This is a genomic window from Microvirga sp. VF16, assembly GCF_016864375.1.
Lineage (GTDB): Bacteria > Pseudomonadota > Alphaproteobacteria > Rhizobiales > Beijerinckiaceae > Microvirga.
Map to the genome: position 1 here is coordinate 38860 of NZ_CP069354.1, position 15219 is coordinate 54078.

The window sequence follows — 15219 nt, forward strand, 5'->3', positions numbered from 1 at the left end:
AAGCGCGTGTCTATCGCACGAACATGATGGTCGGATTGCCCTTGTAGGTCGTGTGCTGCCATTCCCGGTAGCCGCATTTTTCCGCCACCCGGATCGATGGCGCGTTCTCGGGCGCGATGATGCAGGCCGTGCGCACAGGACCGAAATGCTTTTCGCCCCAGGCGAGAGCAGCCCGTGCGGCTTCCGTTGCATATCCTCTGCCATGGCTGTGAGGCGCCAGGACCCAGCCGATTTCCGGTACCCCATCGAGGGAGGGCTCGATCTCCCGCCGGAAATCGGCAAACCCGACTTCTCCCATGAAGCGATCGGTTTCCTTTTCGGTGATGACCCAATAACCGAACCTCAGCAGGGCCCAATGTCCGGCATAGCGCAGCAACCTTGCCCAGACCTCCTCCTGCGTGGACGGCTTGCCGCCGATGAAGCGAGTCACCTCCGGGTTTGTCCAGAGAGCGAAACAATCGGCAAAATCCTCCGCCCGATGGCCGCGCAGGATGAGACGCTCGGTTTCGAGAACGGGCACTGTTTCGGAGAAGACGAGGGAACGTGACATCGAGAAGCCTTGAGTTTTTGGAGCACGGAATGTTCTAGGGCATCGGACCCAAAAGGGATTTCTGGGTCCGATGCTCAATCCCTTAAGCGGCGCATCGTTGATGCGGAACCGGAGGTCCGCGTCAGCGAAAACCGGATCCACTTTTCCGAACGATGCGCTAGAGCAATCCCGCGCCGACATTCACCGCCAACGCAAGAATCGTAGTGTTGAAGAGGAAGGCCAGGATCGTGTGGGCGAGCACCAAGCGGCGCATGCGCCGGGAGACGATCACCACGTCCGAGGTCTGCGCCGCTGCGCCGAGGTTGAACGAGAAATACAGGAAATCCCAGTAATCGGGCTCGCCCTTGCCCGGAAAGGCGAGACCCTGTCGCTCTCCATCATCGCCGTAATATTCATGCGCGTAATGGATGGCATAGATCGTGTGCACGAAGAACCATGAACAGAGAATGGTGATGCCGGCAATGGTCAGGTGGAAGCCCTGCTGATCGGCCTGGCTATTGTGAATATTGGTCAACTCCACCGCGATGGCAGCCAGACTCGCGACGGACGCTGCAAGCGTCAATGCAAGCACGACGACCCCGCTTTCGTCCTCCTGCGTCGCACGCTCTTGCATCTGAGTCGGGGAGGAGCGCAGGGCCATCGTCCAGGCGAGGAAGAGATAGAAGGCAACACCGATATCCCAGCCCACGAGCATCCGCGAATTCGCCGGCCAGGACGACGGCAGAATGGCGAAGACCAGAAGCGTAACGACGGCGGAGCCGAGAAGCCGTGGACGCAGGCGGGCCTGGAGGGGGATGAGCATCGAGAACTCGCAAACCAAACCGAACGGGACCTCTGGAGCCTGACACGATCTGTCTTAGAGCATCGGATCGGAAAGTGGACTCCACTTGGGGATCAATCCCACGCTCCACTTTTCCACGCGATGCGCTAGATCACCAAGCCTATCCGCAAAAGGAGATCAGGATGAACCGCAAAGCAAGAGCCGTCTGGCAGGGCACGGGCAAGGATGGCACCGGACATCTCACCTCGGATTCCGGCGTCCTGTCAGCGACGCCCTATTCCTTCAAGACCCGGTTCGAGAACGAGAAGGGCACAAATCCCGAGGAACTGATCGCCGCCGCTCATGCCGGCTGCTTCACCATGGCCCTTGCCTTCCAGCTCCAAGGCGCGGGCTTCACGCCCACCGAGCTTGCCACCGAGGCGGTCGTCTCCCTCGAGCAGGAGGGCAGCGGCTTCACGATCAAGAAATCGGCCCTGACACTCAACGCCAACGTGCCGGGCATCGACCGCGCCAAGTTCGAGGAATTGGCCCGCGCGGCGGAGAAGAACTGCCCGGTCTCCAAGGTGCTCAACGCCGAAATCACGATGGATTTCACGCTGGCTTAGAGAGCGTCATCCCGGACAAGCGAAGCGAGATCCGGGATCGATCTCAGAACTAGACTCCACGTCATCACCGGCCTTGTGCCGGTGATCTCGATGAAGAAAAGCACCGAGCCTCACAGGATCGGGATGGCCGGGACAAGCCCGGCCATGACGTGGTGGGTGCAACGGGGCGATCTCACTCAGCGGTACCACCCCCACCCCTGCCCTCCCCGCAAGGGGGAGGGAATCCTGCGCTCCATTCTTCACGCGATCCCGGATCGGCTTCGCCGTCCGGGATGACGTTTAAATCCTTACATCGCCGCCTTCTTGTAGCTGTCGATGATCGCCTGTCCGTCGGAACCAGCCTTCTTCAGCCAGTCCTGCGTCAGTTGATCGCCGACCTTCTGCAGGCCCGACTTGAGCCCTGCGCTCGGCGGCTGGACCTTCATGCCCTTCGAGGCCATCTGGTCGGTGTACCACTTGGTCTTTTCCTGAGCCAGCTTCCAGCCGCGTTCCTCCGCCGTCTTGGCGGCTTTCAGCACCGCTTCCTGGGTCGGCTTGTCGAGGGCATCGAACGCCGCCTTGTTGACGAAGGTCAGGTTCTTCGGGATCCAGGCCTGCGTGTCGTAGAAGTGCGAGAGCGATTCCCACACCTTCGAGTCGTAGCCGGTGGCACCCGAGGTCATGAAGGTGTTGACGACGCCGGTGGCGAGCGCCTGCGGCAGGTCCGCTGCCTGCACCGTCACAGGCTGTGCGCCGACGATTTCGGCGATGCGCGCGGTGCCGGGATTGTAAGAGCGCCACTTCACGCCCTTCAGATCCTCGACGGTGTTGATATCCTTCTTGGCGAAGATGCCCTGCGGAGGCCACGGCACCGCAAAGAGCAGCATCAGACCCTGGCTCGCGAGCTTCTTCTCGACCGCCGGCTTCTGCACGTCCCAGAGCTTCTTCGCCTGATCGAAGGAGGTGGCGAGGAAGGGCACCACGTCGAGGCCGTAGATGGGATCCTCGTTCTCGTGCAGCGACATCAGCACCTCGCCGGCCTGGGCCTGCCCGGTCTGCACCGCGCGCTTGATTTCCGGCGCCTTGAACAGCGAGGCATTGCCGTGAACCGTGACCTGCAGCTTGCCGCCTGATGCGTCGGCGACGTCCTTGGCGAAAGCGTTCAGGTTCTCGGTGTGGAAGTTATCCGGCGGATAGGCAGCGGGCAGGTTCCACTTGGTCTGCGCCATGGCGGGCGCTGCCACGAGCAGCGCGCCCGCGAGGGTCAGACCGAAGCGTGTCATGTGTCTCATCATCGTTCTCCTCTGGTTTTTATGAACGGATCTAATCCGGAAAGGCCATCTGCGGCAGCACCATCACGATCTGCGGGAACACGGTGATGATCGCGACCGCCGCGACGAGCAGGAAGAAGAACGGCAATGCTGCGAGCGCCACCGTGTTCGAATCCTTGCCCGACATGGTCTGCAGCACGAAGAGGTTGAAGCCGACCGGCGGCGACACCTCCGCCATCTCGACCACGAGAATGAGGAAGATGCCGAACCAGATCAGGTCGAAGCCCGCGGTCTTCACCATCGGGATCACCACCGCCGTCGTCAGCACGATCATGGAGATGCCGTCGAGCGCCGTGCCGAGCAGGATGTACATGATCGTCAGCGCGGCGATGAGCGCGTAAGGCGACAGATGCAGGCTGTCGACCCAGGTCGCGAGCGCCTGCGGGATGCCGGTATAGGCCATCGAGGTCGACATGAAGGAGGCGCCGGCGAGGATCAGCATGATCATGCAGGTGATGCGCGTCGTGCCCATCACGCTGGCCCAGAACGATTCCCACGACAGCGAGCCCGACCACCACGCAATCGCCAGCGAGCCGAGCACGCCCCAGGCCGCGCATTCGGTGGCCGTGGCCCAGCCGAGCAGCAGGGTGAGGAAGACGAGCGTGATCAGCAAGGCCACGGGGATGAGATTGGTCGATTCCTTGATCTTCTCGCTAAGGCTCATCCTCGGTTCGGGCGGCGGCGATTTCTTCGGATTGAGCAGCGACCACACGGCGATGTAGCCGGAATAGAGCGCCATCACGAGCAGGCCCGGCAGGAAGCCCGCCAGAAAGATCTGGATGATCGAGACGTTGGCGGCGACCGCATAGACCACCATGGTGATCGACGGTGGAATGAGGATGCCGAGCGTGCCTGCACCGGCAAGCGAACCCAAGCTCACCGTCTCGTCGTAGCCACGCTTCTTCAATTCGGGCAATGCAATCTTGGCGACCGTCGCGCAGGTTGCCGCCGATGAGCCGGAAACGGACCCGAAGAGGCCGCAGGCGAGCACGTTCACGTGCATCAGCCGCCCCGGCAGCCAGTTGAGCCAGGGGGCGAGGCCGCGGAACATCTCTTCCGACAACCGCGTGCGGAACAGGATCTCGCCCATCCAGATGAAGAGCGGCAGCGCCGCGAGCGTCCAGGACGCGGAATTGCCCCAGATCGTGGTGGCGAGCACCGAGCCCGCCGGAATGCCGCCTCCGACGAACTGCATGCCGACCCAGCCGCAGGCCATGAGCGCGATCGCGATCCACACGCCGCCGGCAAGCAGCACCGCGAGGAACAGGAGCAGCAGGCCCGAAATCTCGATGAGTTCCATGACGCGCTACACTCCACTCTGGATCGCGCGCTCCACCACCTCTTCGGCAGTGGTGGCGGGCGGCTTCTCGTAACGCGGATCGCCGCCGCGCAGCACATGGATGAACTCGTCGACGAAGGCGATGAACAGGATCACGAGGCCGGTGGCGTAACCGATCTGCGGGATCCAGAGCGGGATCGCCAGCACGCCCTGGGCCATGTCGTTGAAGCGCCAGCTGTCATAGGTGAGCACCACCGCATGCCAGGCGAAAAAGCCGACGAAGCACAAGCCGATCACGAGCGCAAACATCTCGAACCACCAGCGGGCGCGTCCGCGCAGGCGGTCGGTGATCAGCCCGACCCGGATCATCTCGCCGGAGCGAAAGGTATGGGCCAAGCCCAGGAAGGCCATCGCGGCCATGGACCAGGAGGCGAGATCGTCGCCCGCGGGAATGTTGATGCCGACGCCTCGCCCGAGGGACAGGCCCATCATGAGGAGAAAGATGATGAGGAGAAAAACGCCAGCGAGGTAGCCAGCGAAAAGATAAAGGCCGTCGAGGAAGGTTCGGATCATGCGGTCCGTGTCAAAAGATCGACGAGAAAGCGTAGCCGAGTTTAGGACCATTCACGGCAGGAGCAAGGGGGTCCTTAATGCCGCGCTGCACAGGCATTGAGCAAAGCCTGCGACACTACCCGTCTTCCTGACAGAACCAATCGCCAACTTCGCCGTTGAGAGGTCAGATGCGATCGTGCGTCACATAAAATCAGGAGGAATACATGGCTTCCAAACATCTCATGATGGCGCTTCTCGGCACGGCTCTGCTGTCGGTGCCCGCTCTCGCCCAAACGCAATCGCCCAGCTCGCCCGCGAGCCCGAGCGCCGCTTCGTCGTCCACCATGTCCACGGGCAACTGGATGACCCAGGAGCGGCCGGGCCAATGGCGCGCCTCCAAGATCGAAGGCTTGAACGTCTACAACGAAGGTAACGAGAAGATCGGCGACATTCGCGAATTGCTGGTGGATCAGAGCGGCCGAATCGAGGCCGTCGTGGTCGGTGTGGGTGGCTTCCTCGGCATGGGTGAACATGACGTGGCCGTTCCTTTCGACCAGATCAAGTTCGTCAACGAGCCGCGCGCGGCTGCGACCGCGGCGAACACCGCCCCTCCTGGGGCAGCCGGCACAACGACGGGCGCCACCACAAGCGCCCCGACAACGACGGGTTCGACTGCGACGACGGCTCCGGCCGCGCCTGCGGACACCATGAATCGGGCGGCCCCGGATCATGCTCTCCTGAACATGACCAAGGATCAGCTCAAGGCGGCGCCGGAATTCAAGTACAGCCGCTAAGTCCTCTCGCTGGAGTGAGAAAGGGGCCCGATGGGCCCCTTTCTTATTGGCTGCTTACGATTTCTGGTGTGCGATGATCCGGTCCTTGATCGCATCATAGGCATTCTGCGGAATGATCTTCCTGTCCACGAGTTCGTTCTTGGCCTTGTACGGGCGGCCCTTGATGATCGCATCCGCCCGGGCCGAGCCGATCTGGGGAAGCTTGTCGAGCTGATCCTTGGGCGCGGTATTGATATCGAGCAGAGCGCTGGTGGAGGCTGTCGTGTGGGGCATAGGCTTGGCTGTGCCCGCCGCTGGGGCCGTGCTGGTCATCGGCGGCTTCGCCGCTGTACCGGATGGAGCGGCACCTGGAGCCGCCGTCTGCGCGAAAGCGGGTGAGACGAGCAACGAGCCGAGAGTGAACAAAGTTCCGAATTGAGACAGACGCATGGAAATCTCCTTCGATGGCCGGGCTGTTCCCGAAGTCCTTCACCCGGCATCATCCAAGTCCAAAATTAGCGTACAGTTAGACCTGGATGCTCTATTAGACTTGGATGCTCTATTCTCCTTGGTTCAGCTTCCGGTTTCACAACCGCACGATGCGACCTCCCGCCCCTCCCGGCGACGCTCGCCATCGTCTCACCTTCATGCTAGAACAAAACAGGAACAAATCTGCGAAAGACCCATGGACGAGAAGCTTAGCCGGAAGCTGCGCATCCTGGCGGACGCGGCGAAATACGATGCCTCCTGCTCCTCCTCCGGTGCGCCCAAGCGCAACGCGGATGTAGGAGGCTTAGGCTCGACGGTCGGAACCGGCATCTGCCACGCCTACACGCCGGACGGGCGCTGCGTGTCGCTGTTAAAAATCCTGCTCACCAATTACTGCCTGTTCGACTGCGCCTATTGCGTGAACCGGCGCTCGTCCAACGTGAAGCGGGCGAAGTTTTCCGTCGACGAGGTGGTGACGCTCACCATCGAGTTCTACAAGCGCAACTATATCGAGGGCCTGTTTCTCTCCTCCGGCATCATCCGCTCGCCCGACTACACCATGGAGCAGATGCTGCTGGTGGCGAAGAAGCTGCGCCGCGACCATGGCTTTCGCGGCTATATCCATTTGAAGACGATTCCCGAAGCGAGTCCCTGGCTCATCGAGGAGGCGGGCCTGTGGGCCGACCGCCTGTCGATCAATCTCGAACTGCCGACGGAAAAGAGCCTGGAGCGGCTGGCACCGGAGAAGGACGGTGCTTCCATCGAGAGCGCCATGGCGCAGATGTTCGAGCGCATCGAGGAGGCGCGCGAGGAACATCGTCATTTCTCACCCGCGGGTCAGACGACACAGATGATCATCGGTGCCGACGAGACCACGGATGCGGATGTCTTGCGCACCTCGGCCAAGCTCTACGGCCATTACGACATGAAGCGCGTCTATTACTCCGCCTTCAGCCCGATCCCGGATTCAAGCGCGATCCTGCCGCTGAAATCGCCGCCGCTGATGCGCGAGAGCCGATTGTATCAGGCCGATTGGCTGCTGCGCTATTACGGCTTCGACGTGGACGAGATCGCGTCGAGCGGCGAGAACGGCATGCTCAATCTCGACATCGACCCCAAGCTCGCCTGGGCGCTCAAGAACCGCCACCGCTTTCCCGTCGATGTGAACCGCGCCGAGCGCGAGATGCTGCTGCGTGTGCCGGGCCTCGGCGCGCGGGCGGTCGACAAGATCGTGGTCGCCCGCAGGCACACGGCCTTGCGACTCGACGACATCGCCCGTCTCACCTCGGGGCTGAAACGCGCCAAACCCTTCCTCATCACGGCCGATCATCATCCAAGAGCGAAGCTCGACCAACTCGACCTGCGCGAGCGGCTGATCGAGAAGCCGGAACAGTTGAGCTTGTTTGGATGAGCGGATGTCTGGCTGTCATCCCGGGGCTGCGCAGCAGAACCCGGGATCGTTGGACCAGAATGGCGCCATATCCTGCACACGATCCCGGATCGCCCGTGGCGTCCGGGATGACGAAGGAGAGACAGCATGAACCTCCACTGCATCACCCTTAAAACAGGCGCCGATCTCCAGAACTTTCGTTACGCGGTGCGGTGGCTGATCGCGGAGGAGCTGGCGCCGCAGCATGTCGTCTTCGAGATCGATGAGGCGCCTGCCCTCTTCGGTCGCGATGTCGCTGGCGACGCGCCGCCGGTGTCGATCCCGAAGGGCATCGCACGATTGATCGAGCAGGTCGTCTGTCACAGCGATCCGGAGCGCTATGCCCTGCTCTACCAGCTCGTCTGGCGGGTGCTGAACGGCGAGCGCGATCTTCTCGAGATCGCCAGCGATCCGCTGGTCCACCGCATCGACCTGATGGCGCGCTCCGTGCGGCGTGACCTGCACAAGATGCACGCCTTCGTGCGCTTCCGCCGAATGGGAGGCGAGGATCTCGAACGCTTCGCTGCCTGGTTCGAGCCGGAGCATTTCATCCTGGAGGCGGCAGCGCCCTTCTTTGCCGACCGCTTCCGCTCGATGGACTGGACCATTCTCACGCCCATCGGCTCCGTGCGCTGGGACCGCGCGGCCCTGACCTTTGGCCCGCCAGCGCGGCGCGAAGATGCGCCGGCCGAGGACAGCTTCGAGGAGGGCTGGCGCGGCTATTACGAGAGCGTGTTCAATCCGGCACGGGTCAACCCGACCGCCATGCGCGCCAAAATGCCGAAGAAGTACTGGCGCAACATGCCCGAGACCGCCGCGATTCCCGGTCTGATCCAAACCGCCGCCCAGTGCGTTGACCGGATGATCGAACAGGAGGCGACGATGCCTACCAAACGCACCCCCGAGCGTGCTCTTGAAGCCATGTGGGATCAGGAGCCGAAGAGCTTGAAGGAGCTCAACGCCATCATTGCCAAGGCCGGACCGCTCGTGCCGGGCGCAACCCAGGCGGTGTTCGGCGAGGGTCCGGCCCATGCCGAGATCGTTTTTGTCGGCGAGCAGCCGGGCGATCAGGAGGATGTGCAGGGGCGGCCCTTCGTGGGTCCTGCCGGCAAGCTCTTCACCAAGGCGATGACAGAGGCTGAGATCGACCGCAAAGATGTCTACCTCACCAATGCGGTGAAGCACTTCAAATTCGAGCAGCGCGGCCAAAGGCGCATCCATTCCAAGCCGACCGCCGGCGAGGTGAAGCATTACCGTCCGTGGCTGATGAAGGAACTGGAACTGGTGAAGCCCAAGCTCGTGGTGGCGCTGGGTGGCACAGCGCTTCTGGCACTGACCGGAAAATCCACGCCGATCTCCCGCTCGCGCGGCCGTGCCCGGTTCGGGCCGTATGAGGGCTACGTCACCGTGCACCCATCCTACCTGCTGCGCCTGCCCGACGAGGCGACGAAGCGGGAGGCCTATGAGGCGTTTCTCAACGACCTGCGCCGCATTCACGATCTCGCCCAGGCCGATCTGGAGACGGGAGAGCTGCCGCTGGCGGCAGAGTAGGGCATTCTTGCAACAGGTCCGGAGCCAAGGTGTTAACCCCCGTTAACCGCCCCTTAAACCGCCACAATTAGGGTCTCCAGAGCATGAAAGGCCGGACGATATACCGGCCATACGATGCGGGGTTTTTAGAGGTGGCGAACGGACGTGACCGGCGAGAGCCGGTCTTCGATGCACCCGCTGGGGAAGCGGGGGAGCTGGACTTTCGCCTCTCGCCCGGAGACCGGGCAGGGGGAACAATGGCGCGCAGGCGAGCTTCTTCGAACGGCGGCGATGGGCCGCGCCGCGCCGCCAAGCCGAAGAGAGCCAAGCGCAAAGGCGGCCGTTCCCTCTTCAGCAAGCTTGTGTATGCCGGTGTCGTGCTGTGCCTCTGGGGCGTCATCGCCATCGGTGGAGTAGTGGCCTATTACGCCTCGCAACTGCCGCCCATCGACCAGCTCACGGTGCCGAAAAGGCCACCGAACATCGCCATCATGGCGAGCGACGGCTCGCTTCTCGCCAATCGCGGCGAGACCGGCGGACGCACCGTCACGCTGAAGGAACTGCCGCCCTATCTGCCGAAGGCCTTCGTGGCCATCGAGGACCGGCGTTTCTATGACCATTTCGGCATCGATCCCGTCGGCATCTCCCGCGCGATCTATCGCAATCTCTCCCGCAGCGGCGGCCTTCAGGGCGGCTCGACCTTAACGCAGCAGCTCGCCAAGAACCTGTTTCTGACCCAGGAGCGCACCGCCTCGCGCAAGATCCAGGAGGCGATTCTGGCGCTCTGGCTCGAGCGCAACTATTCGAAGGACCAGATCCTCGAGCTTTATCTCAACCGGGTCTATTTCGGCGCCGGCGCCTATGGCGTCGAGGCGGCGGCCCAGCGCTATTACGGCAAATCGGCCCGCAACGTGTCGCTCTCGGAAGCGGCCGTGCTGGCCGGCCTCGTGCAATCGCCGTCGCGCCTTGCGCCCAACCGAAACCCTGAGCGGGCGCAGGCCCGCGCGGAACTCGTGATCGCGGCCATGAACGAGCTCGGCTTCATCACGCCGGGCATGACCAAGACCGCGCTCGGCACGCCGGCTGAGCCGGTGCGCCCGAACGGGGCAGGCTCCGCCAATTACGCGGCCGATTACGTGATGGACGTGCTCGACGATTTCGTCGGCAATGTCGAATCCGACATCGTTGTCTCGACCACCGTCGAACCCACCATGCAGGCGGCGGCCGAGCGCGTTCTCGTGGACGAGCTCAACGCCAAGGGCCAGAAGTTCAACGTGAGCCAAGGCGCCTTCGTGGCCATGCAGCCGGACGGTGCCGTCAAGGCACTGGTGGGCGGCCGCAATTACGAGACGAGCCAGTTCAACCGGGCCACAGCCGCGCGGCGCCAGCCGGGCTCGTCCTTCAAGCCCTTCGTCTATCTCACCGCCGTAGAGAAGGGCTACACGCCCGACATGGTTCTGGAAGACGGCCCGGTCAATTATGGCGGCTGGGCGCCGAAGAACTACGACCGCAAGTACCGCGGCCCCATCGCCATGCGCGATGCGCTGGCGCTCTCGCTCAACACCATCGCGGTCAAGCTCAACATGGAGGTCGGGCCGAAAAACGTGGTGCAGACGGCGCAGCGTCTCGGCATCTCCTCGCCGCTCCAGGCCAACGGTTCGCTCGCGCTCGGCACCTCAGAGGTCACGCCGCTCGAACTGGTCAGTGCCTATGCGGCCTTCGCCAATGGCGGCATCGGCGTCGTGCCTTACGTGATCACCCAGGTGAAGACCACGGACGGCAAGCTCGTCTACAAGCGTCCGAACTCCGGCGGTCTCGGCCGTGTCATCGATCCGGGCGTCGTCGCGATGATGAACGAGATGATGCACAACACCTTCGTCATCGGCACCGCGCAGAAGGCGCAGGTGCCCGGCTGGTCGCTCGCCGGCAAGACCGGAACGACCGACGATTACAAGGATGCATGGTTCGTCGGCTTCTCTGGCAATCTCGTCGCCGGCGTCTGGCTCGGCAACGACGACGGCACGCTGACCAAGCGCGTCACCGGCGGCAACCTGCCGACGGAGGTCTGGCACAACTTCATGCAGATTGCCTTGAAGGACAAACAGCCCGTCGCGCTGCCCGGCAGCGAGCGGTTCCGCACCCCATCGGGCCCGGCGGTCGCCAGCGCCGGACAGGATCCGCGTTACGCCAACGCCGGCGAGAACGGCTGGATCCCGCCGCAGCCTGCCCCCCAACGCCGCGCCAGCCGCGAGAAGAATTTCTTCGAGAAGCTGTTCGGGCTTTAGCGCCGGTTTTCTCATACACCGCACTGTCATTCCGGGGCGGCTCGTCAGAGCCGAGCCCGGAATGACAGAGGAATGGGTTGAGATAACCCGCAAACCATTACCTGTCACGTAATCGCCAGCGCTCCCTGCTTCCGGCATGCTCGCTCCGTCAAATGAAGGGGCAACCCATGTCCACCTATGCCATCGGCCACCTGCACGACGTCAATCTCGGTCCCGACATCGTCGAATATCTGCGTCGCATCGACGAAACCCTGGCCCCGTACGGCGGGCGTTTCATCATCCACGGCGGACCCGTGACGGTGGCGGAGGGATCCTGGTCGGGCGACTTGATCGTGATCGCGTTTCCGGACAAGGCGAGCGCCCGCGCGTGGTACGAGTCCCCGGCCTATCGGCAGATCCTGCCGCTTCGGACAAACAATTCCAGAGGCGATGTGTTCTTCATCGACGGGGTTTCAGCCGATCACAAAGCGACCGATATCCTGGCCGATATCCCGATGACGGATCAGCCCTTGGGCTGATGCTCCCGCGCCCGTCCCGTCGCCAGGAACAGGGCAAGCGCCAGCACGCCGGTCGTTGCGATCGTGGCGGGCAGGGGAATCGCGGAGGCATCGAGATTGCGGCCCAACAGAATCCCGACGATGGCCGCAAAGGTCATCTGGCAGATGCCGAGCAGCGACGAGGCCGCACCGGCACGATCGGGAAAAGGCATCAGCGCCGAGGCCATGGATTGCGGCATGGTAAGGCCGACGCCGATGCCATAGATCGCCATCGGCGCGCTGATGCTCAATGAGGACGGAACACCCGCCAGTACGAGAGCCAGCATGGTGACGCCGCCGAGCGCCAGACACGTCACGCCAAGCCTGATCGTGCCGTCGAGCCCATAACGGCCGACGAAATGCTGCGCCAGCATGGTGCCCGTCATGAACCCCGCCACCACGAACGTGAAGGAAAAGGCAAAGGACAATTCGTCGAGGCCGTAGATCTTCTGCAGCACGAAGGACGAGCCGGAGATGAAGGCGAAGAGCCCGCCATAGGTGAGCATCGATAAGCCCACATAGGTCCGGTAGCCGGCATGTCCCAGCAGGAGCCTGAATCCGCGCAGGATCGCCGCAAACGAGATCGGCACATCCGATTTCTTGCGAATGCTCTCTGGCATGCGAAACAGGATCGTGGCGGCGAGCGCCACGCCGAACAGGATCATCACGCCGAAGGTCACGCGCCAGCCGGTGAAGCGCTCGATGACGCCGCCGAGGATGGGAGCTGCGGCGGGCACCACGCCCATGATCGTGCCCATGCGCGACAGCTCGCGACCCGCGCGCGGCCCTTCATAAAAGTCACGCACGATGGCGCGCCCGAGCACGATGGGGCCAGAGGCTCCGAGCGCCTGGAGGAAGCGTGCGCCGATCAGGGTTTCGATGTTGGGCGAGAGCGCGCAGATCAGGCTCGCGAGGGTGAAAAGCCCAAGCCCGAAGAGCAGCACGGGCTTGCGTCCGATCCGGTCGGAGATCGGCCCGTAGAAGAACTGCCCTGCGGCAAAGCCGAGAAGGAAGGCGGACAGCGTGAGCTGCGTCTGTCCCGTGGTGGCCTCAAGCCCCGACGCAATCGCCGGCAGCGACGGCAGGTACATATCCGTCGAGAGGGGCCCGAGCGCAGTCAGAAGCGCCAGGACGATCGTGAGGGCCAGCGTATCGGGCTTGAGCATGAGAGAGGTTCAACAATGACAGGCACGCCGGGTTAAGCCCAAACCGCGTGCCTGTCATCTGTTTTAGGCGCTTTAAGCAGCGCGGACGGTCGCCAGGAAGTCGTTGACCTGATGGCGCAGGTGCTCGGCCTGGCTGACGAGTGCCGAAGATGATGTCAGCACCTGATGGGCCGCCACCTCCGTTTCCTCGGCCACCTGGGCGACCCTGTTGATGTTGGCCGTCACCTCGCCCGTTCCCGCAGAAGCCTGATTCACGGAAGTGACGATCTCCTGCGTGGCGGCACCCTGCTGGTCCACGGCCATGGCGATGCTGCCCGAAACATCGCTCATCGCCTGGATGCGGTGAGTGATGCCGTTGATGGCCTCCACGGCCTGCGCGGTCGAGGCCTGGATCGCGGCGATCTGGCTCGAAATATCGGCGGTCGCCTTCGAGGTCTGGTCGGCGAGAGACTTCACCTCGGTCGCCACCACGGCGAAGCCGCGGCCGGCCTCCCCGGCGCGGGCGGCCTCGATGGTGGCGTTGAGCGCCAGAAGGTTTGTCTGGCCGGCGATGGCCGAGATCATGTCGATCACCGCGCCGACCCGATCGGCGGCAGTGCTCAGCTGCGAGACGATCTCCGTCGTCAGGGTCGCGGCCTGCACGGCCTCGCGGGACATGACGGCGGATTGCTCGACCTGGCGGCTGATCTCGCTGACAGAGGCGCCAAGTTCTTCCGTGGCGCTCGACATGGCGAGCACGTTGGCCGAGGTCTGTTCGGCGGCCGCGGCAACGGCCGTGGAGCGCGAGGAGGTCGCCTGAGCGGAATTCGTCAGCTGCTCCGCGGTCGATTGCATGCGGCCGGCGGCCGTCGAGACCGACTGGATGATCTCGCCGATGGCGTTGTCGAAGGTCTCGGCGAGTTCGGTCATCATCCGCTTGCGCTGGACTTCAGACGCCTCGCGGGCCTGCACCGCCTCGTGCTCAAGCGCCTTGTTGCGGACCATGCGATCCTTGAACACCTGCACGGTCTCGATCATCTGGCCGATGTCGCGGCTGCGATTGCCGGAGGGCAGTTCGACCGCAAGATCGTCGTTCGCCAGACGGCGCATGACCGAGGTCAGGTTGCGCAGAGGCGACACGATGCTGAACCGCGTCATCAGCAGGCTGATCAGCACGCCGAGGACGATGCCGATGGCGGCAACGCCGATCTGAAGCCTGATGGCGGCATTCGCGCCCTGTTCGGCGGCGCCACGCATGTCGGCGAGTTTCTTGGCCGTGTAGGTGCTGTACGCCTTCACCGTGTCGGTGACATTGCGCTGTGAGGCCAGACCCTTCTCGACCTCGGCGTTCATGATCGCCTGATCGCTGCCCTTGTCGGAGGCCGCCACCTTGATCATGGAGCGGATGACGTCGAAATAGGCGTTCAGCGCAGCCCGCGTCTGATCGAGCAGGGTCTTTTCCTGCGAATCCGCGACAGCTTCGAGCATCTTGAACCGATCAAGCATCTCTTTCGTACGGCGGTCGGCCTCGGTGCCGAAATCGGATGCCTTGTTCGGCTGCTGCGCGACCTGATAGGTCATCCGGCTGATGGCGATGATGTCGACGCGCAGATCCATCGCCTCGCGCGCAGCCTCTTCGCGCAGGCCGACGATTTCCATCTCCTGCTTGAGCTTGGACGTCTCGCGCCAGCCCACCACGGCGATCATGGCGGCGACGAGCCCCATGAGAGAAACAACCGCAATCACCTTCTGCGGAATCGAAAAATTCTTCAGTGCCATTGAAATCATGCCCCTGCAGACCGGCCCGCCTTCCAGCTCTGGGAGGATGGCTGGATTGGCACGCAAGCGGTCTATTGCCCTAACGTCATGTCTCTGGGGGGCGATGGTTAAAAAAGCGATAAATTGTTCAATGGAAACAAAGGGATTGGTGTCTCCCACGTCATGGCCGGGCTTGT

General features: G+C 63.1%; 14 protein-coding genes. 6 read left to right on the plus strand and 8 right to left on the minus strand.

Features of this window, described 5'->3' with window-relative positions; genetic code table 11:
* Positions 1-10: 10 nt before the first annotated feature.
* Together JO965_RS00205 and JO965_RS00210 are read right to left on the minus strand one after the other, a co-directional pair.
* Positions 11-550 (minus strand): GNAT family N-acetyltransferase, encoded by a 540-nt coding sequence (locus JO965_RS00205; protein ID WP_203441738.1) that lies wholly within the window; start codon positions 548-550, stop codon positions 11-13.
* Between the two features lie 157 nt (positions 551-707).
* A complete protein-coding gene (locus JO965_RS00210; protein ID WP_203441739.1) occupies positions 708-1352 on the minus strand; it encodes a DUF1345 domain-containing protein in 645 nt (214 codons plus the stop codon).
* Between the two features lie 161 nt (positions 1353-1513).
* On the opposite strand from JO965_RS00210, the gene JO965_RS00215 reads away from it, so the two are divergent.
* A complete protein-coding gene (locus JO965_RS00215) occupies positions 1514-1936 on the plus strand; it encodes an OsmC family protein (RefSeq protein ID WP_203441740.1) in 423 nt (140 codons plus the stop codon).
* Between the two features lie 287 nt (positions 1937-2223).
* On the opposite strand, the gene JO965_RS00220 is transcribed toward JO965_RS00215, so the two are convergent.
* Genes JO965_RS00220 through JO965_RS00230 form a run of 3 tightly spaced genes read right to left on the minus strand, consistent with a single transcriptional unit; the run spans position 2224 to position 5098 of the window.
* Positions 2224-3207 (minus strand): TRAP transporter substrate-binding protein, encoded by a 984-nt coding sequence (locus JO965_RS00220; protein WP_246776690.1) that lies wholly within the window; start codon positions 3205-3207, stop codon positions 2224-2226.
* 31 nt (positions 3208-3238) lie between these two features.
* The gene (locus JO965_RS00225) at positions 3239-4546 is read right to left on the minus strand and encodes a TRAP transporter large permease (RefSeq protein ID WP_203441742.1); all 1308 of its coding nucleotides are present in this window, start codon (positions 4544-4546) and stop codon (positions 3239-3241) included.
* Positions 4547-4552: 6 nt separating this feature from the next.
* The gene (locus tag JO965_RS00230) at positions 4553-5098 is read right to left on the minus strand and encodes a TRAP transporter small permease (RefSeq protein WP_203441743.1); all 546 of its coding nucleotides are present in this window, start codon (positions 5096-5098) and stop codon (positions 4553-4555) included.
* Between the two features lie 203 nt (positions 5099-5301).
* Here JO965_RS00230 and JO965_RS00235 point away from each other — a divergent pair, with 203 nt between their 5' ends.
* Positions 5302-5871, plus strand: a complete 570-nt coding sequence (locus JO965_RS00235; RefSeq protein WP_203441744.1) for a PRC-barrel domain-containing protein — start codon at positions 5302-5304, stop codon at positions 5869-5871.
* 54 nt (positions 5872-5925) lie between these two features.
* Here JO965_RS00235 and JO965_RS00240 read toward each other — a convergent pair whose 3' ends face one another.
* Positions 5926-6300: a helix-hairpin-helix domain-containing protein gene (locus tag JO965_RS00240; protein WP_203441745.1), complete on the minus strand. Its 375-nt coding sequence runs from the start codon at positions 6298-6300 to the stop codon at positions 5926-5928.
* A 235-nt stretch (positions 6301-6535) separates the two neighbouring features.
* Here JO965_RS00240 and JO965_RS00245 point away from each other — a divergent pair, with 235 nt between their 5' ends.
* From JO965_RS00245 to JO965_RS00260, 4 genes are all read left to right on the plus strand, one after another.
* Entirely contained in the window at positions 6536-7750 is a 1215-nt protein-coding gene (locus tag JO965_RS00245) for a putative DNA modification/repair radical SAM protein (protein ID WP_203441746.1), read from the plus strand.
* Between the two features lie 126 nt (positions 7751-7876).
* The gene (locus JO965_RS00250) at positions 7877-9319 is read left to right on the plus strand and encodes a UdgX family uracil-DNA binding protein (protein ID WP_203441747.1); all 1443 of its coding nucleotides are present in this window, start codon (positions 7877-7879) and stop codon (positions 9317-9319) included.
* A gap of 131 nt (positions 9320-9450) precedes the next feature.
* Positions 9451-11583 carry a transglycosylase domain-containing protein gene (locus JO965_RS00255; RefSeq protein ID WP_203441748.1) on the plus strand — a complete coding sequence of 711 codons (2133 nt, stop codon included), beginning with the start codon at positions 9451-9453 and terminating at the stop codon, positions 11581-11583.
* A gap of 167 nt (positions 11584-11750) precedes the next feature.
* Complete coding sequence (locus JO965_RS00260) at positions 11751-12101, plus strand: DUF1330 domain-containing protein (RefSeq protein WP_203441749.1); 351 nt, start codon at positions 11751-11753, stop codon at positions 12099-12101.
* Here the strand turns inward: JO965_RS00260 and JO965_RS00265 are convergent.
* Together JO965_RS00265 and JO965_RS00270 are read right to left on the minus strand one after the other, a co-directional pair.
* The gene (locus JO965_RS00265) at positions 12086-13285 is read right to left on the minus strand and encodes a multidrug effflux MFS transporter (RefSeq protein WP_203441750.1); all 1200 of its coding nucleotides are present in this window, start codon (positions 13283-13285) and stop codon (positions 12086-12088) included. The two genes, JO965_RS00260 and JO965_RS00265, sit on opposite strands and share 16 nt — an antisense overlap.
* A 72-nt stretch (positions 13286-13357) precedes the next feature.
* Positions 13358-15043, minus strand: coding sequence for a methyl-accepting chemotaxis protein (locus JO965_RS00270; RefSeq protein WP_203441751.1), 1686 nt, complete (start codon positions 15041-15043; stop codon positions 13358-13360).
* Positions 15044-15219: the final 176 nt, after the last annotated feature.

Bases quoted from the DNA above. Each gene is read 5' to 3' on its own strand.
- JO965_RS00205 (WP_203441738.1), bottom strand. From the start codon at position 550: ATGTCACGTTCCCTCGTCTTCTCCGAAACAGTGCCCGTTCTCGAAACC.
- JO965_RS00210 (WP_203441739.1), bottom strand. From the start codon at position 1,352: ATGCTCATCCCCCTCCAGGCCCGCCTGCGTCCACGGCTTCTCGGCTCC.
- JO965_RS00215 (WP_203441740.1), top strand. From the start codon at position 1,514: ATGAACCGCAAAGCAAGAGCCGTCTGGCAGGGCACGGGCAAGGATGGC.
- JO965_RS00220 (WP_246776690.1), bottom strand. From the start codon at position 3,207: ATGAGACACATGACACGCTTCGGTCTGACCCTCGCGGGCGCGCTGCTC.
- JO965_RS00225 (WP_203441742.1), bottom strand. From the start codon at position 4,546: ATGGAACTCATCGAGATTTCGGGCCTGCTGCTCCTGTTCCTCGCGGTG.
- JO965_RS00230 (WP_203441743.1), bottom strand. From the start codon at position 5,098: ATGATCCGAACCTTCCTCGACGGCCTTTATCTTTTCGCTGGCTACCTC.
- JO965_RS00235 (WP_203441744.1), top strand. From the start codon at position 5,302: ATGGCTTCCAAACATCTCATGATGGCGCTTCTCGGCACGGCTCTGCTG.
- JO965_RS00240 (WP_203441745.1), bottom strand. From the start codon at position 6,300: ATGCGTCTGTCTCAATTCGGAACTTTGTTCACTCTCGGCTCGTTGCTC.
- JO965_RS00245 (WP_203441746.1), top strand. From the start codon at position 6,536: ATGGACGAGAAGCTTAGCCGGAAGCTGCGCATCCTGGCGGACGCGGCG.
- JO965_RS00250 (WP_203441747.1), top strand. From the start codon at position 7,877: ATGAACCTCCACTGCATCACCCTTAAAACAGGCGCCGATCTCCAGAAC.
- JO965_RS00260 (WP_203441749.1), top strand. From the start codon at position 11,751: ATGTCCACCTATGCCATCGGCCACCTGCACGACGTCAATCTCGGTCCC.
- JO965_RS00265 (WP_203441750.1), bottom strand. From the start codon at position 13,285: ATGCTCAAGCCCGATACGCTGGCCCTCACGATCGTCCTGGCGCTTCTG.
- JO965_RS00270 (WP_203441751.1), bottom strand. From the start codon at position 15,043: ATGGCACTGAAGAATTTTTCGATTCCGCAGAAGGTGATTGCGGTTGTT.